This window comes from Treponema sp. OMZ 799, assembly GCF_024181365.1.
In the GTDB taxonomy this organism is placed as follows: domain Bacteria; phylum Spirochaetota; class Spirochaetia; order Treponematales; family Treponemataceae; genus Treponema_B.
Genome location: NZ_CP051301.1, coordinates 2,849,699 through 2,874,249 on the forward strand (window position 1 = coordinate 2,849,699; position 24,551 = coordinate 2,874,249).

Consider the following 24,551-nt stretch of genomic DNA (forward strand, 5'->3'; position numbering starts at 1 on the left):
AAATATGAATAAGATTACAACGCTAGAATATATATGCGACATTATAACTGAAAAAATTCCACTTAACAAAATTATAAATGACCATCTCATAAATTTGAATTATATATCTACAGAAAATATGTTACCGAATAAAAACGGAATTATACCATCAAAATCTATTCCTGATATTAAAAGTACTAATAAATACAAAATCAATGATATTTTGGTATCAAATATTAGACCGTATTTTAAAAAAATATGGCTCGCAACACATGATGGAGTTTGCTCCAATGATGTTCTTGTATTTCGAGCTAAAGAAAATTATTATTATGATTTTATTTATTATAATTTAGCGAACGATCGTTTTTTTGACTATGTTATGAAAACTTCTAAGGGTACTAAGATGCCTAGAGGTGATAAATCTGCAATAAACAAATTTGATATACATGATTTTGAATATAAAATTCAGAAAAAACTAACCAAAATACTTAGAGCAATTGATAGTAAAATTGAGATAAATAAGCTCATAAATGATAATTTAGAGCAGCAAGCACAGGCCATTTTTAAAGCATGGTTTGTCGATTTTGAACCGTTTGGCGGTATAATGCCTGATGACTGGAAAGTATATAAACTAGGAGACTTTTTACCTGTTATAACCGGTAAAAAAAATGCTAATGTTTCTTCCTTAAAAGGGAAATATCCTTTTTTTAGTTGCTCCCATGATATAAGCTGGACTGATGAATACTCTTTTGACGGATATGCTATCCTAGTAGCAGGTAATGGTGATTTCAATGTTAAGTGGTATGACGGAAAATTTGAAGCATATCAACGTACTTATGTATTAATTCCGAAGGATCCAAGATATACAAGTTGGTTATATTATGCCGTTAAACATAATTTATCCGACATTACAAGGGCTGCTAGGGGATCCGTTATCAGTTTTATTACAAAAAGTAATCTGGAAGAGTTCAGTTTTGTTGCTCCTAAAAATCTTGAAAAATTTAACCTTATTGATAAATTTATATCTATTAACAAAATAATTGATCATAATATAAAACAAATTTATCTACTAACATCCCTCAGAGACACTCTTTTACCAAAACTCATGTCAGGCGAGATAGATGTTTCAAATATAGAGATATAGTACGCAGAAATAAGATTTTCATTAATTAGCTGAAAAAAGTGGGACGAGGCAAAATGGCTGCCCTGTTAATCAATTATAGATTTATACTGACAATCTAATATTTTATTATTATATTGTACTTGCAAATTTTTTATTTTGTATTATAATGTTATATGGAGGTAAGTATGGCAAGTACATTAGTACAAATTCGAGTTGATGAAAAATTGAAAAATGATGTGACTGCTGTATATGAACAGCTGGGCCTAGATTTATCAACAGCTGTACGTATATTTTTTAAGCGAAGCATTGCTGAAAATGGAATTCCTTTTAGTATGAAGTTGGAAAATACCAAGCAGAATGATATAAAAAAACAAATTCCGCCTGAAATTCTGTCTGCAATGCGTACTATGTCGCAAAGTGCTGCTATAAATGGTGTGGCAGAAATGAACCTTGATGAAATCAATAATGAAATAGAAGCTTCCCGTAAAGGACTATAATATGCCTTTGTATGCTGTCATTGATACAAATGTTCTTGTTTCGGCATTTTTAAAAGAAGATTCTATTCCCCGCTTTGTTATTAACTATATGTATTCAGGTAATATTGTTCCAATCTACAATGAAGATATTATTGCAGAATATTTTGATGTATTGCATCGTCCTAAATTTTGTTTTCCGCCAGAAGCGGTTGATATTGCCGTTAATGAAATTCAAAAAATAGGCTTAAAATTTGATGGTATAAAAGTTTTAGATACAATGCCTGATCAGAAAGATACCGTTTTTTATTCAGTCACATTACATGCTAGGCGTACTTTCGAGACTTATTTAATTACAGGCAATATAAAACATTTTCCCAGAGAAGATTTTGTATTAACGCCTCATCAAATTTTGGATATAATTGAATGTCAAACTTAGTGAAGTTTAAAACCATTTTAAGCCTCGGCTTAAGCCGATAAATTATCATTTATATGCATATTATTCTTTATCTTTTCATCCAATAACCACAGTATTTGAATTATTTTATCTCGCGTTGTAAAATCAATAATATCAATAGGTATATTTCGTAATGATACCAGAGGAATATACCCTTGTGTTGTACCTCTAATAAAAGAATAAATATGTTTTTTTGCTTTAGGAGTCTGTAAATAATAATACAACCACTTAGATTTATTTTGATCATTGCCGCATTGGAATATGCCTACATTTTTACATGCATAATCAACATTAGGCATTGTTTCAATATAAATATTTCCTACTGTGCCTATCATACTGAATAAAATGTCCCACTGCTCAACATTACTTCTTTTTATTATTTTAAGATAATCTTCTTCGGAAATATAATTGGCAGATTGAAAATCTAATGCATATCTTCCTAAATGCTTAGATGTAATAAGTTTTCTTCCAAAATTTGTTCTTTTTGGTGAATCATGAGTACCATCTGTAACAAATTTACAATATTTGTATGCAGGAATAGTTTCCATCTTTATAACACCAACATCTCCACCTTCACATCTCATAGCCGATAGCTCCCAGGTTTTTGCGGATTTCGGTTTCAAGTTCATGGGATTTTGCAAAAAGTTCGGATAGTTCGGAGGTAAGACGCTTCATCTTATCGTCAAAGGGTTCACCGTCATCTTCTTGTTCTTCTACCCCGACATAGCGCCCCGGAGTTAAGATATAGTCTTGTTTTGCTATATCTTCAGTTGAGGCAACTGCGCAAAAGCCCTTAACATCTTCTGTTTTTCCGTTTTGAAAGTCTTCAAAGACCTTGCCGAGCTTTTGAATATCTTCATCGGTAAAGTCTCTGTGGTTTCTGTCAACCATGTAACCCATTTTTCGGGCATCGATAAATAAGGTCTTTCCTTTTTGTTTTTTAATTTTTGAAATAAACCAAAGAGTTACGGGGATTGTAACGCTATAAAAAAGTTGGGTCGGCATAGCTACGATACCTTCAACAAGATCATCTTCTATAATTTTTTTTCTTATTTCTCCCTCCCCGCTCGTTTGAGTTGACAAGGCTCCGTTTGCAAGAACAAGGCCGATTTTTCCGTTAGGGGCAAGATGATAAATCATGTGCTGAATCCAAGCATAGTTTGCATTTCCGGCAGGAGGAACTCCATATTTCCATCTTACATCATCCTTTAGTTTTTCCTGTCCCCAGTTTGACAAATTAAAGGGAGGATTTGCCATAATAAAGTCTGCTCTAAGAGCCGGATGAAGATCATTAAAAAAGGTGTCCGCATGATAGGAGCCGAAGTCTACACCTATTCCGCGAATAGCCATATTCATTTTGGCCATCTTCCATGTGTCGGCATTGCTTTCCTGTCCATATACCGATATGCTGTACCGCTTGCCTGAATGTTCTTTTAAAAATTTTACGGATTGAACAAACATTCCGCCCGAACCGCAGCAGGGGTCATAAACCCGGCAGTTTGAATAAGGCTTTAAAATTTCAACTATCGTTTTTACGATGCTCGCAGGAGTATAAAATTCTCCGCCCTTCTTCCCTTCATAGGCGGCAAACTGGGCTATGCAATATTCATAGGTTCTTCCTAAAAGGTCCTTGCTATCCTCCGTTTCTTCCATATCCATGTTGGTAAAAAGATCTACAACATTGCCCAAAACTCTTTTATCCAAATCGGGGCTCGCGTAGTTTTTAGGCAACACATTTTTAAGACTTTTATTTTCTTCTTCAATAGAATGCATAGCCTTGTCGATTACCAAACCTATTTCGGGAGTGTGGGCCGAAGCAGCAATAACCTTCCATCGGGCTTTTTCGGGTACAAAAAAAATATTCCTTTCGGCATAGGCATCCCTATCATCTTCAAACCCTTCGCCGTCGGCAACAAGCTCTGCATACCGCTTTTCAAAAGCATTGGAAATATAGCGTAAAAAAATTAAACCGATGATGACCTTTCTATACTCAGCGGCAGGAATAAATCCCCAAAGCACACAAGCCGCTTCCCAAATTTGTTTTTCAAAACCTATGTTTGCGTTATTTTTCTTAGCCATTATTTATCCTTCTAAAAGTCGAAAAAAAAACATACTTGATATGTAATTTTATTTTATGAAAACCTATCCCGCTGTAAATAAAAAAAGCGGTGCAGCTACAAGATGCTCCATTTTAAAGAATGGAATCATTTTTGTATAACCGCACCGCCGACTAACACGAAAGAAGCCTATGGTTTAAAACTCATAAGCTCCGAAAGGCATTACAGAAATTTGCAGCCTTTATTTCGGTATTCCGAAATTTCCGCGATAATAGCATCGACGTCCATAACCATTTCCATCATGCTTACCTGCTCTTCATAGACCGCAGGGTCTATTTGGCTCTTAATTTCCGGTTCTGCCACGTGATAGCACAAGAGTCCCAACGAGACTCCAGCCAACGGACCTGCAAAAGTCGGGTCGCCTACTGTAACAGTTTCGCAGGCTAAACCTGAAGATTCGGCTTCTGCACCGCCCAAAAGAACGATTACGTTCTCAGGACCGTATTTTTCAGCTAAATCTTTGACTCGCTTTTGGTTTTCCAAGTCCATTGCTCCTGCGCTTGTTCAGACAAAGCATTCGGTTGCAGCATATACAACCTCAGCACCTGCCGATTCTGCACAGAGCTTAATAGCCTCCCCGGGAACGCCGTCTCGGTCACCAATGATGATGACTTTTTTGGTTTTCAATTCAACCATAGCATCCTCCTAGGATAAAATTTATTGAGGCAGGGAGAACCTGCCCACGGTCTATTAAACCGTATCTTTAAAAAGCCGTCAAAAAAGTTTATCACCTTTCCTCCGGCTTAAAAGATTAAAAATTAAGTAAAATTAGATGTATTTTTTTACCATCTCTTCGATTTGATCGATGGTTAAGTCGCTTCCTGTAACACCGTCTTTTCGCTCTCCGTCAACATAGATGAGCATTGTAGGAAGACCTAAGACCTGCTCTTTCATGGCGACTCGTCTTGCACCGTCAATATTGAATGAGCAAAACTTAGCCTTTCCTGCATGGCGTTCTGCCATTGCATGAACATCAGGCATTAATTGTTTACAAGGGACGCATCCGTCCGACCAAAAATCTACAAAGGTTACACCCTTTGACTGATGAACTTCTTGTTCAAAATTTTCTTTTGTCAATTCAATCATTTTTTTCTCCTATAAAAACTTTTTGTAAACAGTGAGGCCGAATTCCTGCCGAACTGTTTATCGTATCTCCTTATTTTTTCATAGCCATTTTGGCTTTGATATCGTCGATATAGTGACCGGCCCAGATACCTGCAAGGGCACCGTCGGCTGCGGCTGTAACAACCTGGCGAGATTCTTTTTGAATAACATCGCCCACGCCGTAAATGCCGGGTACATTTGTTTCCATTCTTCCGTTTGTGAGGATGTAGCCGTTTTCATCGAGATCTACCAAGCCCTGGATAAAGGCTGTCTGAGGATTGTGTCCGATAAATACGAATACACCTTCAGTATCGAATTTGGAAGTTTCTCCTGTCTTTGTATCCTTTAAGATAACGCTGTCTACAAGGCCTTCTCCGCAAACTTCTTCAACAACGGCATTCCACTTAAAGGCCATCTTGGGATTGGCAAAGGCCTTGTCCTGAATGGACTTAGCAGCTCTAAGTTCATCTCTTCGGTGAACGATAGTTACCTTGTCGGCAAACTTTGTAAGGTACATAGCTTCTTCAACAGCAGAGTCGCCGCCGCCGATAACTACGATTTCGCATTCTTCAAAGAAGGCACCGTCACATGTTGCACAGTATGAAACACCCTTGCCCCAGTGTTCTTTTTCACCCTTACATCCGAGTTCTCTGGCACTTGCACCGGTTGCTACAACAACAGCCAAGCATTCATATTTTACGCCGTCACTTCCGTGAACGATTCGTGTAGGTGAATTGGGAACAAGCTCGATTTTTTCGGCCCTTGCTCTTTTGAACTCAACACCGAATTTCTCGGCATGTTTTTGAAAGGCCTCGGTTAGTGCAGGACCTGAAGATTCGGGGAAACCGGGGTAGTTTTCGATTTCCTCTGTTATGAAGCACTGTCCGCCCTGGTTGGGCTTTTCTTCAAGAATAACAGTCTTTAACTTTGAACGGGCTGCATAAATTCCTGCGGCCATACCGCCGGGACCGCCTCCAATTATAACCAAATCATATTTTTCTGACATAAAGTCCTCCTAAATATTTCCTCACAAATATATCAGGTTTTATCATTTTAATCAAGATGTAATCAGGGCAAACACATCAGAGTCTTATATTCGCAAAAAAATATGCGAAATTTTGTCTAAAATTTCGCACAGAAAAAAGGCAACGGCTTTACTTGAAAATACCTAATAAATGGTATATACTGCCAATAAACTAAGGAGAAAGGCAAAGTAAGCAGACAAAAATGAAAAAAATTTGTTTTTCCGTACTTTTTATGACATTTTTCTTCTCACTCCCTTTTTATGCACAAAAGGTCAGCGAAAAAAAGGATGTAGCCGTATTTGCAACACTCTATGAAGATCTTTATACTTCAAGCGAATTCATTGCCATGATTGATGAAGCAATCATGGATGTTTTTTTTAGCTTAGAAAGGTTTAATATAATAGGCTTAGAATACAGGTTAACTACAGAGGATGCAGATGCCTTTACCGAAGTCATCCTCAAATCCCGTGAAGAAAATGTTTCCATACCTGAGGATGTATTAAGGGGCCTTGAAGCCTTTACAAGAGAAGATTGGGAGAAACTAGTCAACTCTTACTATGTAGCCGTACCGGTAGTCAAAAACATTTCCATCAAAAAAGAAAAATACAATGATCTGTTTTTGGGAGAAATTGACGGATTTTGCGTAAAATTTACAGCTAAATTTACCGTATATTCTCCAAAAGAAGATCTAAAAGAAGAATTTCTTGTAGGAATAGAATCTGCAAGTTACTCTTATGAAAAAGCCTGTAAGGCAGCCGCTTCAAGCTTATCAGATAAACTTGATCTTGAGCTGCGCAAAATAGAAGCATTTAAGATAAAGACAGGTATAATCAAGTCCGAAAAAAACACCATTACATTTGAGCTTGGGAAAAAAATGGGTGTGAAACTTGGAGATGAGTATGTTGTTTTAAACGAGGACGGAAAGAAAGAAACAGGCTTAATTGTTGTTACCAAAACAGAAAACGATTTTTCGGAAGGCTTAATACTTTATTCAAAAAATCCCTTAAAGTTAGGAGATCCTATTAAGGAAGTTCCTCACGGGCCATTTGAATACAGGGCTTATGCCCTAGGAGAAATAGGCGTTTTTTCTCTCGAAAATGGTTTATATGACGCAGGAGGGACTTTCGGCCTTCATATTTCGGGGACAAGAGGATTTTACCGATTTAGACCATGCTTTGGAACTGAGATGACGATTGACACGCATTTCCCAAAACTGCTTTCTTTAGGGGCTCCTATAACAATATTCGCCGGCGCCGAAATAGGAAATACCTACCTTAGACGTTTACAAATCTTGCCTACTGTGCAATTTTATTATACAATGATTATAACCGGTTCTAAAGAAAAGATTCCGCTTCCTGGAGGAGCAGGACTTAGGGCCTTTGTACATGCAAGCTTTCTTGTAACAAAGAATTTTAAAATAGGGGGCGATGCGGGCGTAAAAATAGGTTCAACCTTTCACGATGGGATAGGAGGAATCCTAAGATTTACCGCAGGAGTCGGCTTTACAATAAAATTATAACTTTAGGAGAAATATAATGAGAAAGATTTCACTTTTTTTGTTTTTATCTGTACCCTTATTCTTTTTTTCATGTGCAAGTATTGAAGATGCCTTAGACGTAAAAAGGCCGGCTTACACTGAAACAAAAGAGTATACTTCAATGGGAGAAGATGTTTCTTTTTTGCAGGCAATAAATAAGGCAAAAGTAGGAGCAATCCGTCAAGGAGTCATAGATATTATAGGCCCCGAATCGGAAAAAAACAATTACGAACGAATTAGAGAAGAGCTTTACAATACTGAATATCCAAACAAGTATGTAGTAAATGAAAAAATGGATGTTTTACAAAAGTCAAAAACAGGCGATGTATATATAATCAAGATTAAGATCCCCGTAAAAATGAATGAGGTTTCGGCCGCTCTTTCTGCAGCAGGGATTTTTTCACAAAAAACTTCAAACAATAAAACTATGGATGACTTGGTTTTCGGAGATGGACAATTGAATGAAAACCCCAACTCCGCACAAAAACCTAAGGATGCAGATCTTATTTTAAAAGAAGCCCAAGCTTCCGGCGAAGGCAAAAAAAATCTTCAATTTTTAAATAATTACATAGAAAACATGACCTATATGGTCTTTGATGCAGAAGAAGCAAATGCAGACAGATTTTTACTAAAAGCAGCAGTAGAAACGGGCAATGCCTTTCTTCTAAAACAGGGATACAGGGCAATAGATTCCAAAGAGGTAGAAAAACTAAAAAAAGACCAAGCCGTCATATATCAGGAAAGCAGCGAAGAAGGAATGTCTGCCATTCAGCTGATAGCCCAAAAGCTGAATGCCGATGTCTATATGGAAATTGATGCGGTAACCGAAGGCGGTTATGAGTCAAACGGCTATTACGGTTCGGCTAAAATAACCTTAAAAATATTTAATCCTTCAACAGGCGAACTGTTGGGAGCTGTTCCGTACACAAGTCAAAAAACTTTCAGCCGAGTAAGCAGCTATGATGCCCAATCGAATGCCATCCAATCAGCAGTAAACAAGGCTTTACCTATGGCTATAGACCAGGCAAAGATTCTTTTGGCCAAGGCCTATTCACGCGGTATAAGATATGAAGTTATCATAAACGAAACTCCCGACAGCAAGAGCATGTCCCGCCTTAGAAAGGCTTTAAGCGAAAATCTCAATGATATAAAAACCTTATATCAATCCTCGGCACAAACAAAATACGCCGTTTCATTTTTCGGAACGATTGATGACCTTGAAGCCGTTATTTACGATGCAGCAGATTCCGTCCCGGGATTCGAAAATATAAAATTGGTAATGCTAAGAGGTAAGACCTTAACATTTAAATCGGGCTTTTAAATTGGACGTAAAATACGCCTAATTTTAAAAATATATTTGCATTATTTTAGGAGGCAAGATATGAAAAAAGCAATTAAAATTATGTTCCTTGCATTATTTGCAGTTATAGCCTTATCAGGCTGTGCAAACAAATTAAAACCGCTTGGAACCGTCTCGAGCAAGGTTAAAAAGCCGGAAATGCTCGATCACAAAAACCTTAAATGGGATAAGCCTGTCCCCGGCTGGGTTGCAGAAGAACCCAATGTTATCGAAAGAACGGATGACTATAAGAGCAAGGACGTTTATCTTTTTAAGTTTGAATCACCCAGATCAAAAAGTTTGGAGGGAGCCGAATTATGGACAAGAGATTTTTCAGTCCCTTCCGAAATGGCAAGGATGGTTAAGGTAAGAGTAGAAAGCAAGGCTGCCGCTGCCGCTGCAGGCGATAAGGATAAGATTGAAGGCTACCTTGAAGACATAGTCAAAACGGTTACTTCTACAAAACTTTCCGGCTTTAAGAAAGAAACTGATTATTGGGTTCAGATGAGGTACTTTGACGCCGATGGAAATCCCACTGGAGATGATTATACCTACCTAGTTTTATACAGCATCTCCAAAAAAACCTTGGATAAGCTCATTCAGAACGCAATCAACGGAGCAGACGAGGATAAACCCAAGAGTGAAGAAGAGAAGGTTGTCCGTGAAAGAGTAAGGGAAGCTCTTTCAGAAGGCCTATAAATCTTTTAAATTGCGGAAGAAAGAAAAGCCTTTATTTATAAGCTATAAATTATAAAATTTTCTTTCTTTCGCATTATTCCTTTAAAAAATAAAGAATATGCAGAAAAAAAAACAAATACTAATTTTATTGATTTTAACCTTAACCTTATTCTCTTGTGCAAGTTATAAAAACAAAACCGAGGAACAGTATCCTGCTTGGATAGAGAAGGTACCGGCAGGTGATGAAAATTACGAATACTTTACAGCCTCAGGAACAAACACAGATTTTACCCTTGCAGAAACGGATGCAAAAAATAATCTTATAAATGAAATCATAAGATACTTAGGTGTATCAATAAAAACGGAAACGACGACGACAGCTTTAGGTTCCGTTGAGAATCTTGAAAAAATATTAAAGTCCGAAATTTCTCAGTCTTCAGCTGCTAATATAAAAAAATTAAAAATCAAAAACCGCTATACCGAGAAAGGCAAAGACAGCGTTACCGTTTATCTTTTGGCCGAATACGATAAGCATGAGCTTCGTAAAGAACGAAACCGCTTATTAAAAATTGCAGAAGAAAAAATCTTATCGGTGAGCGAACCTGAAAAACAAGCCCATGAATTTTTTGAAGACAAAAAATATTACTCTGCAACCCTTTATTATATTAAAGCAGCCTCTGCAGCATTTAACTCGCAAATAGAAAACTATGACATAAAATATAGAAACAATATTTCAAAAGCAAAAGAGAGCTTAAAAAAAATTAAACTTAATGTACAAAAAGCAAACCTTGAAGATCCTTCAAACGAATTTTTAATTCCCATCGATATAGGAAGCCTTGAAGAAGGAGTTCCCTTATTGATAAGCTACAAAACAAAAATAAAAAATACTACATCCATAATAATCGAAGGTGTTGAAACGGATCAAAACGGAACTGCACATTTTATTTTACATGATGAAAAAATTGAAAACAAAAGCCGGATAAGAATAGAATTGGATATTTCCGAAATAAAACAAATCCTCGGATCAAAAGATTTTGATGAATATAAAGAAGCTGTCAGAGATCTTCAGCAAATTGTTTTTAAACAAGTGATAAATTTTGAATTTAAAAAACATGACAATAAAATAAAAAACGAAAAAAAAGGAACAGTTTCGCTTTTTATAGAACAGGCTGATATTAAAAGCTCAATTACCGAAGAAAAAACTTCCGATATTTTAGAAGATATGAATTTTAAAACCATGTCTGCAAAAAACGAAAACCAATCTACGGATTTTTTTATTCACGCAAGGATAGAAACAGACGAAGTCTCAAAGGCTGCCGATGGATTTTTAGTGAGGCTTAATGCACATATAGAAATAAAAAATCTGCGCACACAAGAAATCCTTTATAAAAAACATATAAGCAAAAGAGGTGCAGGCTTTACCGAAAAAGAAGCTCATAGATCGGCCTCAGTTGCTATTGCAAAGGCAATAGCTTTAGCCTTTAGTGAAATTGTAGAATAGAGCGGCTGACAAAGTCCTGTATTTATTGTATACTGCTGTGTATAAATTTTTTTAGGGAGAAACAATTGACAAGTCCTGTTTGGCTTTTTATGGGGCCTGAAATCGGAGAAAGAAACACCGCTGTCGACACAGTGTTAAAAACTCTTTCAAAGCAATACGGTGATATTGAAACGCATACCGTCTATGCAGGAGATACAGGCATGGGCAGTATAATTTCACTATTACAAAACGCATCTCTTTTTTCTTCGGCAAAGCTCCTCATATTAAAATCGGCAGAGCTTATCAAAAAGAAAGAAGACATCGATCTGCTTACAGACTGGATTCAATCCGTTTCAAAAAAAGAAAATACAAACGATTCTTTTTTAATTTTAGTTTCCGACGAAACATCTGTTGCAAAAAAAATAAGCGATACGGTTTCTAAAACTCAACAAAAAATATTTTGGGAACTTTTTGAAAACAAAAAACAAGAGTGGATAAGATCTTTTCTTTTTAGAGAAGGCATTGAGATTGAAGATGAAGCTGTAGATGAACTTTTGGAATTAGTAGAAAATAATACCGACGCTTTAAAAACCGCCTGCTCTCACTTGGTACTCTACTTTCAAAAAGGCTCACATCTTATGCAGGAAGATATCGAAAAACTTTTTGCGCACAATAAAGAAGAAACGCCTTTCAGTCTTTTTAATGCCCTAACAATGGGAAGCCTTGAAACAGCCTTGTCCATAAGTCAAAAGATAATACTTTCAAAAAATTCTTCACCGGTTCAAATTATTGCAGGCTTAAGCTATTGTTTTAGGCGCTTACAGGATTGGCACAAAATACATCGGGATAATGAATACTTGGATGATTTTGCTTTAAAGCGTTTCGGTTTTTCGGGAAAGACTGCACTAGCTCAATACCGAAGAGCTGCAAAACTATGGAATGAGGTTCAGTGCGTAAAAATAATTGCTCTCTTATCGGAAACGGATTTGGAGTTAAGATCCTTAGGAGCAAGCCTCCAAAACATCGTTATGGATATGTGCCTATATGAAATAGCTTGTAAGTCCGGAAATAAAATAGAGCAGTATACCTTGGATAATATTTAAAACCGGCTTATGTCAGATTGTACAAATTATCTTCAAGTAAATTATAAAAACAAGAATGATGAAACTCCGAAGAAAATTGTTCGGGAGTAAAAATCTGTCTTGCTTTTTGAATAATTACCGGAACTTCAGATTGTGAAAGAGGCAAAGATCTTCCTAAAAGCAAGTTATCGAATTCCTTATTCCTTATAAGTTTATCTGATGCAAAAAACAATCTCATATCTGATAATATATTCTTTTGGATAAGAATCAAAAATAAAAATGAGGCCGTATCGCTTCCTATATATCCGGGAGTGCCGAGCCTTGTATAAAAACTCTTTGTCCATGTTTCGTTGGGAATTCTAATCCGGCTGATAATATATTTTTCTTGTCTTTTTTCGGCATAACTCTTATCAATATACCTTGCAAAGGGCACCCATTCAATATCTTCGGCTGTTCTGATTTCCAGCTTTGCATCAAGAGCGAGCATAGGTAAAAAAGTTCCTGCAAGAGGGTTTGCCGTTGCTATGTTGCCGCCTATTGTTGCAAGAGAGCGTATGGCATTATTTGCAATTTTTTCTATCGAATAATATAAGGAAGGCGGAATATTTTTTTTACCTAGATCCAATATATCATTTAATGTAACGGCGGCACCGAACTCGAAATAGCGCTCGGTTTTTGAAATAACTTTTAATTCGGGTAAAAAATTCAAATCCAAAATCTGTTCAGGTAAATCAAGTATCTCTTCAGTCTGATGGTTTAAAAAACCTGTCGCGCCTGCAATAGGTTTTATATTTGAAATATTTTTTAAGATAGCCTGCATTTCCTGCATATGACGTACCCTATAAACAATACTATTTTTAGTTAATTCAATCATAAGCTCTATTTTCTCCGTTGATTTTTACCTATTTTTTCAATAGCCGAAAATAAATCTTCAAAGCTTGTACATCGGCACATCGTACTCGAATAATATTTTCTTACAATCTCTTCTGCATCAGAGGAACTAATATCTATATTGGAATTTAAAATTGCATATGTAAAAAATATTTTTCCTGCATCGCAAAAGCCGCACATATCGACACCGGCCTGATCAAAACCTGTTGCAATTATTTTATATTCTTCGGTTGTTTTAAAATATTCCAAGGTTATTATATTTTTTCCTTCAACATTAAATACAGGAACAAAACATGCAGGTACGGGTTTATCGTTCATTAAAACGGTGCACGAACCGCACTGACCGCTTAGGCATGAACTTTTTAAGCTTAAAAGATTAAACTCCCTTCTCAGCACCGATAAAAGCCTTTCATTTGCAGTAGCATCAATTTGAACTGCGGTTTTATTTAAATTAAAACTAATCTTCATCTACAGCCTCGCTTTTTGTAACGGCATTAAAAATATCTTCAGTAAAGACAGGTAAAAAATCTATACGTTCGTGGTTAAGCATAATTTGGTTCAGTGCAGAAATATAGGCTGCAGGTACAAGACTTTCAGCTAATTCTCCCAGACCTCTGGTTTTTAATTCGCTGTCTAAAATAAAATCTCTTATAGGAGGAATCGCCCCTGTTGCAATTATTTTATAATTTGAGGGAAGTAAATTATTTTCTCTAATATCTTCTACAGAAATATTTGAGACGGCATTTGCAATTGTCTTATGAATATTTCTATGCACCATTTTTTTTGAATATATTTTTCCGGGATCACAGGCAAACCAAATACCTCTTACATTAATTTGATAGGTACTCGGATCAAGTTCAAGCTCAATAACACAGGCCCCGGGAGTTTCGGAAATAAAGGGATGACCTGTTAAGCTTTCGTTATCCCAGTCTTTAGAACGTGAAAGCTTGTAGGTTCTGCTTACGGTAATAGGAAGAGGCTTTCTAAATCTTTGATTTTTTATTCCCGTACAGCATTTTGCAATAAGGTCAGGCAAGATGCTGATACCGCAGGATGCAGTTGAAGCTCCTGTGGGAATCATTTCATCGGTTGAAGCTCCTAAAAAAACAATTTGATTTTCTTCAACTTCCAATTCTTTTGCAATTTGTTTTTTTAAAATACGCTTTAAGCCCTCTGAGGTAGGTTCGGCCTTAACCAAGACCTTATCGTCCTTTGTCAAAGTTATTTCAGCACTATAATTCATTCCCGATTTTACAAGAATGTGTAAGCCGTTATATTGACAACCTACAGCAATTCCTATACCTCTCCAGTTTCCGTCATAACGGTTTTTACGGCCCTTATTCATCAATCGATAAGCATAAAACTTTCTATAAAAATCACTGGTGTTGCAAACAGCCTTTAAGATATTTTCAAAAATAAAATTTTCTTCTTTTTTTATTCCCGTAATTGTTTTTTGCCCTACTTTCAAATTATTTTGAAGTCTAAATTGAATGGGACATAAATCCAGCTGATTGATTATCTCACTGATATGTTTTTCCAATGCAGATATTACATAAGAATCTCCCCAGCCTGAAAATAAACCCGTCAAACCTTTTTCGGTTTTTATTGCGACGGCACTAATCATATAAACGGGAAGATGATAAATACCGGCAGCAGTTACAACCATCTGCTTAAGCATTTGAGTTATAAAAGGATTAAATGAACCAGCATCCACAATTATCGAAACATCCATAGCCGTAATTTTTCCCAATTCGGAAACGGAAGTTTTATGCTGAATCATAACGACAGGAGTCTTCGCCGTATATAGAAAATCTTCTTGACGGGAAAATTCAATCACTATATTTTTTTTTGTCAAAAAAGATGCAACGGAAACTTGTGCAGCAAGTAATGAAGGAAACCAAATTCTTCCGTCAAGAGATTCTGCTTCTGCATGTGAAACTACATTTATCTTTTCTTTCGGCACGTTTAAAACATTACAAACGGAAGTTAAGACCTGATAAGGCCACTGTGTTGCAAGATGAACTTCAAGCCTGTCATCAACCCAATTTGTTTTAACGCAGGCAGTTTCAGCATGATAGTGATATCTTTGTTTAAAAGAAAAAGTAGAATAAACCACTTGTGAGCTTTTTTCAAACACTTCTTCAGCATTTCCAGAACTTAAACTTTCCCGAGAAATTATAGGATAATCAAAATAATTTTTTTCTTCTTCCTCAAAGGTAAATTGAGCTTTGGGACGTGAAAGGCCTTGAGTTTTGATTTGAAAAAGATTTGAAAGTTCTAAAAGCTTTTTTTTATCAGGACCGGTCAAAATTCCTACAGCCTGGCCGGCATACTCTATTTTCTCGTCAGCAAAAACAGACATCTCCGTTTTTAAAAAACTGATTGAATTTTTTCCTACAATATCCTTTGCAGAAAAAAAAGAAAAACCTTCAGGTAATTCGGGAATTTCTATATCTAAAATTTTAGCATCTGTATCGGAAGATCGTATAAGACAAGCCCATTCTTGATTTTCAAATTCCAAATCGGAAACAAAAGTTTTATCCATAAATTAACGCCTATTTAATTTTGCAAGTTTAATTGTTGTTTCAATAACATAATCGGCATCATCTTCACTCATTGAAGGATAGAAGGGTAAACTTAAACTTTGCAAATATTTTTTATTCGATTCCGGAAAATCGGAACTATCTAAACCGTATCTTTCTTTTATATAGGACATTTCAAAATGAGGTATAAAATGCATCGAAATGCCCAAACCTCTTTCTTGTAGGGCTTGACCGAACTCGTCTCTGCCTATTTTTAAAGTATCTAGGTTCAACCTTAAAATATAAAGATGCCACGCATTGCCTTCTCCATCGGGTGGAAGAATAAAAGAATCGTTCCCTGCAAATGCAGCATTATATTTTTCGGCAATTTTTTTACGCTGTTCAAAAAAACTTTGAGCCTTTTTAAGCTGAACCCTTCCTATTGCAGAAAGAATATCCGGCAGGTTACACTTCCAACCCTCAGCCGTAACATCGTACTTCCATGAGGCCTTTGTGTCTGTGTACCGGTCCCAGATGGTGCGGTTTATACCGTGAGAACGCATGAGCCTTATACGCTCTGCAATTTTATCATCATTGGTACAGATCATTCCGCCTTCGCCCGTCGTAATTGTCTTTGTTGCATAAAAAGAAAAAACGCCGCAGGTTCCGAAAGTACCGGCATAGCCTTCTTTTGTCTTTGAAGGAAAAGCATGAGCCGCATCTTCTATCACGGCAACGGAATATTTTTTTGCAAGATCATTTATAGCCTTCATATTGCAAACATTTCCCGCAATATGAATTGGAACAATAGCCTTCACACTCTTATCTTTTTTTAATATATTTTCAATTTTTTCAGGGTCGATACTGTAAGAGTCTTTTTCTATATCGGCATAAACTACATCACCGCCTAAGTGTAGGGCTGAGGTTGCCGTCGAAATAAAGGTATAAGGACTAGTCAAGATTTTAGTTCCGCTCTTTATACCGCAGGCATCCATTGCAAGCATAAGCCCGTTTGAAGCCGAGTTGACGGCAAGAGCGGCCTTACTTCCGGTAAAAGCGGCAAACTCTTTTTCAAACTCAAGAGTTTCTTTTCCAGTAGTAAGCCATCCTGAACGGAGCACCCTTATCAGAGCTTGTTCTTCTTCATCAGAAAAGGAAGGAGTAAAAAAAGGAATCGTTTTTTTAACCGGAGCATCTTGCATAAATCTTAGTCCTTTGCCTCATAAAATCAGCAGCAAAGTATACTAAAATTTTAAGAATTATGCAATAAGACACCTTTTTCGCGGTTAAGCATGCTCCATCAAAAGTTTGTCTTTTCCCCTAATTTTTTTATTTCTTCCAAGCAGGTTCCAAGAGCACTTTTGCCGGGAAGATTATAAATATCCGGAGCAGTACCGAATTCATCAGAACAATAACCTTCCTCATTTAAACCATACAGGCCATCAAACTTTATCAATAAACCGCTGTTGGGAAGAACAATATACGCAGGTGATTTACCGTTTGTTCCGGCTCCACCTGTATTGGTCCCGACCACAGTAGCAAAACCTGTTGCTTTGCACACATAAGCAAATCTATCCGCTTCAGAGTATACACCGCCATCAACAAGAAGCCAAAATTTTTTATCTTCACAGGGTTCATATCCCATGATAGGACGAAAAGAAATTACATCTTTTAATTTATAAGTTTTATCATTTTTTATAGTGCTGCTGTTTTTTATATTAGGAATCTCATCCTTTTCGATCTTTTCTATCCCCATATAATTTATATCCAAATAAGTATCCGTATATTTATTTTCGTTATAAAGGCCATAAAAAAATATATTCATATCTTTCGTTATATGCGGAGATATTATCGCTTCATAATTTTCTGAACGGCCGCCTCCATTATTTCGTATATCTATTATTATATGTTTATAGTTTGCCGTTTCAATAAAAAAATCTTCTAAAGTTTTTAGATACGTTTGTTGTTTTTCTACTCCCGTTGTAAAAAAAGATTTGATTTCTATATATGCAATACGGCCGGTCTCGATAATCTGTATAAACGGCTTTGAATATGTACGTGTTCCTATTAACGGAGCAATCCTATCACTAGAGGTTCTCGCATACACCATATAGTCTTTATCACTAATAGCATCTGCCTGATATATATGATAATAAAAGTTATCTATCAAAGTCTCTTTCTTAATAAATGGATTTTGAGCTGAATCATTTTTAAGTATTGTTTTATAATTAAAATAATAATTGAAGTAATAATCAAAATAATCGGAAGGATAAAGATGCCCCAGATATTTATTTCCCGTAATTTTTCTGCACAAATCTTTATAAAAAAAATAATAAGAATATTGCATCATGGGATCAGATAAGTATTTATATCCTTCTTGCCGTATTTGTTCCAAATCCACACCTTTGCGCTCACATACTTCAGTAAAAGGATAGCCGTTATAAATAAAATTCCAGAAATATTCATAATCAGCCTTCATTTTTTCTTCAGAAATAAAACCAAATACAGTGTCATTTTTCTTTGATACAATAAGAGCTGTTATAACAAACACCAAAACAAGAACAGATACTACAGTTCGGAATATTAATTTTTTCATAATATTTATTTTACCTCCTTTACCGAATTCTATTTTAATTATATCACAACTCTGCAATAAATCAAGGGCTTTATAAAAATAAACCGCAGAGAACGCCAAGACCGCAAAGACTAATTAAAATATTGCTTATAAAAGCTACCTTAAAATTCCTTTGCGCCCTTCGCGAAGTTGAGCATAAGCTCAACGCTTTGCGGTTAAATTGAAAAGTGAAACAAATACATTCCTAGTTATTTTTTTCGCTTTAAGATAACTTTTTTATCTTCCCGTATAACAGTGATAGAATCAAAATCTAAAGATTCAATCACAGATAAAAAAACATCATAACCTTTTTCATAACCCAGTTTTTCAATACACTCTTTAAAAGACACTCCGTTGACTTCAATAATTTTATCACTGCTTTTAATATCCGTTATATTTATAAGAGGATTTTCATTATTTTCCCATTTTAACCATAGAGCATTTAATTTACGATACGAAACAACTTCTTTAATTTTATGTTCTTTGAAATCAGAAGTAAAATTGTCCGGTTTAAAAATATACACCGAATTATTGTAATAATCAAAAACCCAATCCAATTTGGATATAAATACAATACCTGCTATTATTTTTTCAGAATTAAATATAACTTTTTTAGATAATTTATATGTCTGATACACAATATCATTAATAAGAATGTTATTTATCTTAATTCCTTTTTGCGATCGGCATAATTTACCATCAATTTTAACAGAAGAAATAATAGTATCATACTTAGATTCAATATTCTTTACAACAACCGAATCAGTAAAAGTTATTCTATTATCGATATCCAAAAAGATACCTTCTGCACCGGAATCTACAAGTAACTTATATTTTTTATTTTCAATTTCGACAGGCATTAAACTTTTTCTGTCTATTTTTAATTTCTCGTATTTTGAATATTCTTTATCATTGAAAATTGATCGGGGGATAAGATATCCTTTTCCTTTTGAATAATTTAAGTTTAAAATACATTTTTGTAAAATATCGGTACCGATTATTCCGTGAATATTTTTTAACATAAAATCATCAAGCTCACCGATAACAAATTGTAATTTTCCGAAATTAAAACTTCCTATTCTTAATACATCTTTTGATTTCCATCTACCTCCAAGACTAATACCGCTCCCGGAAAATGTCTTAATAACCGTAGGAAATAAAAAACTTTTACCGATTTTATTTGCAAATTCTTCTGAGAGAACCGAGAAATCACATCCTGTATCTATCATAAAGTTACAAGATACATTACCAAGTTTTGCCGGAACAACTATCCTAGCCATAGGCCGTATTTCAAATTCAAATACTTCTACTTGGTTATCAATATTTTCTTCAATGGAGACCTTACATGAAAATAAAATCAAACCAAGTAAAAAAAATAAAAACTTTAGGTAAAACTTTATCATTCTATTTTCCTAACTTTCTTATTTCTTCCAAACAGGTCTCTAAGGCATCCTTACCGGGAAGATTATAAATATCTGGAGCAGTTCCCACTTCGTCTGTGCAATAGCCATCGTCGGTTAGACCATATATAAAATCAAACTTTATCAATAAGCCGCTGTTGGGGAGAGCAATGTACGTAGGCGATTCACCATTTGTTCCGGCACCTCCCGTATTGGTACCGATCACTGTAGCAAATCCTGTTTTTTTACACACATAAGCAAAACGATCTGCTCCTGAGTATACATCACTGCTTATAAGAAGCCAAAACTTTTTATCATCACAAGGTTTATATCCCTTAGCAGAACGAGAAAAAATTATATTTTTTAATATATAAGCCTTATCGTTTTTTATAGTACCGCAGTTTTCTATATTTGGAACTTCATTCTTTTTTATTTTTTTTACATCGTTATAGTTCAAAAACATACCTAAATAAATATCAGTATATTTATTTTCATTATAAAGACCATAAAAAACTATTGTCAGATTTTCCTTTATATTGGGAGATATTATTGCTTCATAATTTTCAATATATCCGCCTCCGTTATCTTGTATATCTATTATTATGTGTTTATAATTTGCCGTTTCAATAAAAAAATCTTCCAAGACTTTTATATACTCTTGCTTTTCTTTCCCTTCCGTTATAAGAAAAGAATTGATTTTTATGTATGCAATATAATCAGTATTTATTATCTTTGTATATGGTTTTGAGTACTTACGAGTCCCCATCAACGGAGGATTTATATTTTTAAAATCATCTGCATATAGCATATTGTTTTTCTCGGCAAAAGCACCTGTTTTAGGCATTGAAGCATAAAAATTATCTATCAAAGCTTCTTGTTCACGCAATGGAAACTGAGCTGTAGTCTGCTTAAATATTTTCTTATAATCAAAATAATCTGAAGGATAAAGATGGCCTATATATCTATTTCCTGTAATTTTTCTGCATAAATCACCATAGAAAGAATAATATCCATGTTGCATCATAGGATCCGATAAATATCTATATCCCGCTTGTTGTATTTCTTTTAAATCTATACCTTTTCGTTCACACACTTCACTAAAAGGATAGCCGTTGTAAATAAAATCCCAAAAATATTCATAATCAGCCTTCATTTTTTCAGCAGAAATAAAACCGGATATTGTATCATTTTTTTTTGATACACTAAGAGCTATTGCAACAAACACGGAAACAAAAATAGATACTATAGTTCGGAATATTAGTTTTTTCTTTTTCATTGTAGGATGCCGATAAAAAGGACTACACAACCTAAAAAACGTCATGCAGTCCTTTCGTTGAATCATATTACCTTACTGATTGGAATATGAATTACCTCCGCCTCCTGATGGAGGTGGTGGAGGTGTCGGTCTTTGAGCTCCAGGATTATCACCATCTATTACCATATCTGAAGCACCTCCTCCCCCCTCAACCATTACCATCTCTGTTTCAGACACTATCTGAAACCCATTGTTCAATAAATCTTTCATAAAACGACTCCTTCGTTTAGGTTTTTACACCTAAACTCAAATATTTTTAGTCTTTTAAAAAGACCTTAATTTGAGTGTACCATACTTTTGCAATATGTCAAGTGTTTTTTACATAAATTTATAATTTTTTTATTTTAATTTTTTTACTTTATTACTAATTTTTATTAGCACTTTGACTTAAGCCATAAAAGGGGAGTGAAAGTGTTATGCCTGCACTACAAAAAAAAGAAGGTTTAGCCGGATAGTCTAATCTGAAACCTGTCTTAGCTGAAAAAGCCTTAAAAATAAGTGGAAATTTCCAATCGCAAAATGGAGACATCTCCGCCATTATTGAAAATTCAAGACCGGACATAAATCTATATTTATAAGTATTAGATTCTGTAAGCCAATTTATTCTAGCAAACACTGCTAAGCGAAATATTTTATATAGATTATTAAATGTGTTATATGAAAATTCAGCATTTATAAAAAACAGATTGGTTTTCCCTAATTGTTGATTTGATTCTATTTCTAAAGGCGAGAAAGAAAATGCTACCCCTGTGTCAGCATCTGATAGGTTTATATCAAATAAAGTTCCAGAACCATATAGGATTTGTGAATCTTTTGAAAAACTTCCTGCAATGTTGATGTGTCCAAAATCCCACGAGGGAGCAAAATCGAAAGCAAAAAGCAAATCAGCACAGCAAAAAATATAAATCAATACACTCATAGCTAATATTTTTTTTGTGATAATTTTTTTAGATTGAATAACTTTCATTTTCTTTCCTTAATTTAATAGTTTAGTAACTAAAACCTATAGAAAATCTAATAGAATGAACTGAAAAAGAACCTCCTCCGCCTGAAACTTTAACAAATGAGCCGTTTCCAAATTCTAAATCCCAACCATTTCCTTATCTCTCCTCAAAACGCATTATAACACTATTCGCATATTATGTTAAGCAGAAAAGATTTATTTGTTAAGTATTTTTTATAAATACCAATAACTCTTTTTTATTAATTTTTATAAAAAGAAAAAACTATCCCAGATTTGTTATCAGGAGTAATTTTATAATATTTTCCGCTACACATTATTTCAGCAGGTTGCTCCTCTGCAACAACTTTAGCTATAATAGAGTCATAAAATACCAATGATTGATCAAACATCTCACCCGCCTTAAAAAACATTATTCCTTTTTCAAATAGTGAATCATTATTTACACCTTGCCTATGAATTTTAATTATAGAATCATTTTGATGATGATATACAGAATGTTGACGTATAAGTTCTATCCGCACTTTTCCTGATAATATATAAATCGGTAGTTTATTTTTAGCTGCATGTTTACTATTCATTGTTGAGCAAGAAAATATAAATACACACAGTAAAATGACTAGAATCTTATTTTTCATTTAAACTCCTTATTTGCAAGTATTTTTCGAAACCATACTAAAATTTTAAGAATTATGCAATAAGACACCTTTTTCGCGGTTAAGCTTGACCCCGAAAATAAACCGCAAGAAACGCCAAGAGTTGAGCTAAAGCTCAACTTCGCAAATGGAAAAGATTATTAAGAAAAACCGCAGGTTTGTCTTAATGATAATTCATACCGCTATATTAGGGGAGAAGAAAAACTTTTGCTCCATCAAAAGTTTGTCTTTTCCCCTAATTTTTTTATCTCTTCCAAACAGGTCTCTAAGGCATCCTTACCAGGTAGATTATAAATATCGGGAGCAGTGCCGAATTCATCCGTGCAATAACCGCCATCGGTTAGACCATATATAAAATCAAACTTTATCAATAAACCGCTGTTGGGAAGAACGATGTACATAGGCCATAAACCGTTATTTCCGGCTCCTTTTGTATTAGTCCCAACAACTGTAGCAAAACCCGTTTTTTTACACACATAAGTAAAACGATCTGCTGCTGAATATACACCATCGCTTACTAAAAGCCAAAATTTTTTATCTTCACAAGGCTTATAATCTAAAATATAAGAAGGTTCAATTACATCTTCCAATTTATAAGCCTTATCATTTTTTACGGTACCGCAGTTTTCTATATTCGGAACTTCACGTTTTTCTATCTTTTTTATATCTCTATAATCTTTAAAAAACATTTCCAAATAAGGATTCGTATATTTATTTTCGTTATAAAGCCCATAAGAGACTATTGTCAGATTTTCCTTTATATTTGGAGATATTATTTCTTCGTAGTTATCGGCGTACCCGCCTCCGTTATTTTGTATGTCTATAATAATATGTTTGTAATCGGCAGTTTCAATAAAAAAATCTTTTAAATCTCTAAGATATTGATGTTCTATCTCCCGGTTTACTATTAAAAATGAGTCCAATTTTACATAAGCTATTTTACCCGGTTCTATTATGCGTTTTAAAAACCCCGTATAAATATCACATGAATAACAAGGAAGTTCATCATTAAAAAAATCACAATAGAATATATTTTTCTCAGCTTCAATACTTGATCTTCCGCCTATCAGCTTAGAATAAAAACCGTCTATAAGTGAAACCTTAGTAATAAACGGACCTCCTATCATTGATGTCTTAAATACATATTTGTAATCATATTTATCCACAGCATATAAATGGCCGATTGATTTTCCTATCGTTATTTGTCTGCACAGTCTATCATAAAAGGCAAGATAAGCATTTTCAGAGGCCAGACCCGATAAGGACTCATAATTTTTTATTTTCATTTTCTTTAAATCGGCACCATTACGCTCACATACTTCACTAAAGGGATAGCCTTTATAAATAAAATCCCAAAAATATTCATAATCGGATAGCATTTTTTTATAAGAAATAAATCTGACTTCATCGCCATTTGTATAATCCGAACATGAAAAAGAAAAAATAAAAATAAATATTAAAATAAATAAAAATTGTTTTTTCATATCGATAATTTCCCCTCACAATTCAAATCATAGAATTGTGAGGGGGTGTCCTAGAATTAGAGTTCCTATCTCATCTCAACCCAATTTACATCACCACATCCGCCGCCATTAGAAGGAGGTGGAGGCGGTGTTGGTCTTTGAGCTCCAGGATTATCACCATCTATTACCATATCTGAAGCACCTGCACCGCCCTCAACCATTAACATCTCTGTTTCAGATACTATCTGAAACCCATTGTTCAATAAATCTTTCATAAAACGACTCCTTCGTTTAGGTTTTTACACCTAAACTCAAATATTTTTAGTCTTTTAAAA

At 34.8% G+C, this 24,551-nt stretch carries 25 protein-coding genes; 8 read left to right on the top strand and 17 right to left on the bottom strand.

Going from position 1 to position 24,551, the window contains the following annotated elements; genetic code table 11:
• Window positions 1–4 precede the first annotated feature (4 nt).
• The 3 genes from E4O04_RS13210 (at window position 5) to E4O04_RS13220 (ending at window position 2,014) form a co-directional block, all read left to right on the top strand.
• Window positions 5–1,123, top strand: a complete 1,119-nt coding sequence (locus E4O04_RS13210; RefSeq protein ID WP_253708530.1) for a restriction endonuclease subunit S — start codon at window positions 5–7, stop codon at window positions 1,121–1,123.
• A 164-nt stretch (window positions 1,124–1,287) separates the two neighbouring features.
• Window positions 1,288–1,599 (top strand): type II toxin-antitoxin system RelB/DinJ family antitoxin, encoded by a 312-nt coding sequence (locus tag E4O04_RS13215; RefSeq protein WP_253686796.1) that lies wholly within the window; start codon window positions 1,288–1,290, stop codon window positions 1,597–1,599.
• 1 nt (window position 1,600) lies between these two features.
• Window positions 1,601–2,014 carry a PIN domain-containing protein gene (locus tag E4O04_RS13220; RefSeq protein ID WP_253686797.1) on the top strand — a complete coding sequence of 138 codons (414 nt, stop codon included), beginning with the start codon at window positions 1,601–1,603 and terminating at the stop codon, window positions 2,012–2,014.
• A gap of 29 nt (window positions 2,015–2,043) precedes the next feature.
• Here the strand turns inward: E4O04_RS13220 and E4O04_RS13225 are convergent, their stop codons facing one another.
• From E4O04_RS13225 to trxB, 5 genes are all read right to left on the bottom strand, one after another.
• Window positions 2,044–2,616 carry a restriction endonuclease subunit S gene (locus E4O04_RS13225; protein WP_253708533.1) on the bottom strand — a complete coding sequence of 191 codons (573 nt, stop codon included), beginning with the start codon at window positions 2,614–2,616 and terminating at the stop codon, window positions 2,044–2,046.
• Entirely contained in the window at window positions 2,606–4,111 is a 1,506-nt protein-coding gene (locus E4O04_RS13230; protein ID WP_253708536.1) for a class I SAM-dependent DNA methyltransferase, read from the bottom strand. The genes E4O04_RS13225 and E4O04_RS13230 overlap by 11 nt, the downstream gene beginning before the upstream one ends.
• 200 nt (window positions 4,112–4,311) lie before the next feature.
• Window positions 4,312–4,785, bottom strand: a complete 474-nt coding sequence (gene grdA, locus E4O04_RS13235; protein ID WP_253677343.1) for a glycine/sarcosine/betaine reductase complex selenoprotein A — start codon at window positions 4,783–4,785, stop codon at window positions 4,312–4,314.
• A gap of 132 nt (window positions 4,786–4,917) precedes the next feature.
• On the bottom strand, window positions 4,918–5,235 hold the full coding sequence (locus E4O04_RS13240) for a thioredoxin TrxA (protein WP_253686793.1): 318 nt from the start codon (window positions 5,233–5,235) through the stop codon (window positions 4,918–4,920).
• A 70-nt stretch (window positions 5,236–5,305) separates the two neighbouring features.
• Window positions 5,306–6,259 carry a thioredoxin-disulfide reductase gene (trxB, locus tag E4O04_RS13245; protein WP_253708539.1) on the bottom strand — a complete coding sequence of 318 codons (954 nt, stop codon included), beginning with the start codon at window positions 6,257–6,259 and terminating at the stop codon, window positions 5,306–5,308.
• Window positions 6,260–6,480: 221 nt separating this feature from the next.
• Here trxB and E4O04_RS13250 point away from each other — a divergent pair, with 221 nt between their 5' ends.
• The 5 genes from E4O04_RS13250 (at window position 6,481) to holA (ending at window position 12,415) form a co-directional block, all read left to right on the top strand.
• Window positions 6,481–7,797, top strand: a complete 1,317-nt coding sequence (locus tag E4O04_RS13250) for a hypothetical protein (protein ID WP_253686791.1) — start codon at window positions 6,481–6,483, stop codon at window positions 7,795–7,797.
• 16 nt (window positions 7,798–7,813) lie between these two features.
• Window positions 7,814–9,136, top strand: a complete 1,323-nt coding sequence (locus tag E4O04_RS13255; protein ID WP_253686790.1) for a DUF6175 family protein — start codon at window positions 7,814–7,816, stop codon at window positions 9,134–9,136.
• Between the two features lie 60 nt (window positions 9,137–9,196).
• Window positions 9,197–9,853 carry a hypothetical protein gene (locus E4O04_RS13260; RefSeq protein WP_253686789.1) on the top strand — a complete coding sequence of 219 codons (657 nt, stop codon included), beginning with the start codon at window positions 9,197–9,199 and terminating at the stop codon, window positions 9,851–9,853.
• A gap of 97 nt (window positions 9,854–9,950) precedes the next feature.
• Window positions 9,951–11,333 carry a hypothetical protein gene (locus E4O04_RS13265; protein ID WP_253708542.1) on the top strand — a complete coding sequence of 461 codons (1,383 nt, stop codon included), beginning with the start codon at window positions 9,951–9,953 and terminating at the stop codon, window positions 11,331–11,333.
• A gap of 65 nt (window positions 11,334–11,398) precedes the next feature.
• Entirely contained in the window at window positions 11,399–12,415 is a 1,017-nt protein-coding gene (holA, locus tag E4O04_RS13270; protein ID WP_253708544.1) for a DNA polymerase III subunit delta, read from the top strand.
• 7 nt (window positions 12,416–12,422) lie between these two features.
• Here holA and E4O04_RS13275 read toward each other — a convergent pair whose 3' ends face one another.
• From E4O04_RS13275 to E4O04_RS13330, 12 genes are all read right to left on the bottom strand, one after another.
• Window positions 12,423–13,268 (bottom strand): FAD binding domain-containing protein, encoded by an 846-nt coding sequence (locus E4O04_RS13275; RefSeq protein ID WP_253708547.1) that lies wholly within the window; start codon window positions 13,266–13,268, stop codon window positions 12,423–12,425.
• A 5-nt stretch (window positions 13,269–13,273) separates the two neighbouring features.
• Window positions 13,274–13,753: a (2Fe-2S)-binding protein gene (locus E4O04_RS13280; protein ID WP_253708550.1), complete on the bottom strand. Its 480-nt coding sequence runs from the start codon at window positions 13,751–13,753 to the stop codon at window positions 13,274–13,276.
• Complete coding sequence (locus E4O04_RS13285; protein WP_253708553.1) at window positions 13,743–15,830, bottom strand: xanthine dehydrogenase family protein molybdopterin-binding subunit; 2,088 nt, start codon at window positions 15,828–15,830, stop codon at window positions 13,743–13,745. Before E4O04_RS13285 ends, E4O04_RS13280 begins: the two co-directional genes overlap by 11 nt.
• Window positions 15,831–15,833: 3 nt before the next feature.
• On the bottom strand, window positions 15,834–17,009 hold the full coding sequence (locus tag E4O04_RS13290) for a DegT/DnrJ/EryC1/StrS family aminotransferase (RefSeq protein WP_253708556.1): 1,176 nt from the start codon (window positions 17,007–17,009) through the stop codon (window positions 15,834–15,836).
• Between the two features lie 98 nt (window positions 17,010–17,107).
• Complete coding sequence (locus E4O04_RS13295) at window positions 17,108–18,403, bottom strand: S41 family peptidase (protein ID WP_253708558.1); 1,296 nt, start codon at window positions 18,401–18,403, stop codon at window positions 17,108–17,110.
• 227 nt (window positions 18,404–18,630) lie between these two features.
• The gene (locus E4O04_RS13300) at window positions 18,631–19,824 is read right to left on the bottom strand and encodes a retropepsin-like aspartic protease (RefSeq protein WP_253708561.1); all 1,194 of its coding nucleotides are present in this window, start codon (window positions 19,822–19,824) and stop codon (window positions 18,631–18,633) included.
• A gap of 1 nt (window position 19,825) precedes the next feature.
• Window positions 19,826–21,097: a S41 family peptidase gene (locus tag E4O04_RS13305; protein ID WP_253686780.1), complete on the bottom strand. Its 1,272-nt coding sequence runs from the start codon at window positions 21,095–21,097 to the stop codon at window positions 19,826–19,828.
• A 72-nt stretch (window positions 21,098–21,169) separates the two neighbouring features.
• Window positions 21,170–21,346 carry a hypothetical protein gene (locus tag E4O04_RS13310; RefSeq protein WP_253686779.1) on the bottom strand — a complete coding sequence of 59 codons (177 nt, stop codon included), beginning with the start codon at window positions 21,344–21,346 and terminating at the stop codon, window positions 21,170–21,172.
• Between the two features lie 154 nt (window positions 21,347–21,500).
• Window positions 21,501–22,103, bottom strand: coding sequence for a hypothetical protein (locus E4O04_RS13315; protein WP_253708563.1), 603 nt, complete (start codon window positions 22,101–22,103; stop codon window positions 21,501–21,503).
• A 236-nt stretch (window positions 22,104–22,339) separates the two neighbouring features.
• Window positions 22,340–22,735 carry a hypothetical protein gene (locus tag E4O04_RS13320; protein WP_253686777.1) on the bottom strand — a complete coding sequence of 132 codons (396 nt, stop codon included), beginning with the start codon at window positions 22,733–22,735 and terminating at the stop codon, window positions 22,340–22,342.
• Between the two features lie 233 nt (window positions 22,736–22,968).
• On the bottom strand, window positions 22,969–24,237 hold the full coding sequence (locus E4O04_RS13325; RefSeq protein ID WP_253686776.1) for a S41 family peptidase: 1,269 nt from the start codon (window positions 24,235–24,237) through the stop codon (window positions 22,969–22,971).
• Between the two features lie 65 nt (window positions 24,238–24,302).
• Entirely contained in the window at window positions 24,303–24,491 is a 189-nt protein-coding gene (locus E4O04_RS13330) for a hypothetical protein (RefSeq protein ID WP_253686775.1), read from the bottom strand.
• Between the last annotated feature and the right edge of the window lie 60 nt (window positions 24,492–24,551).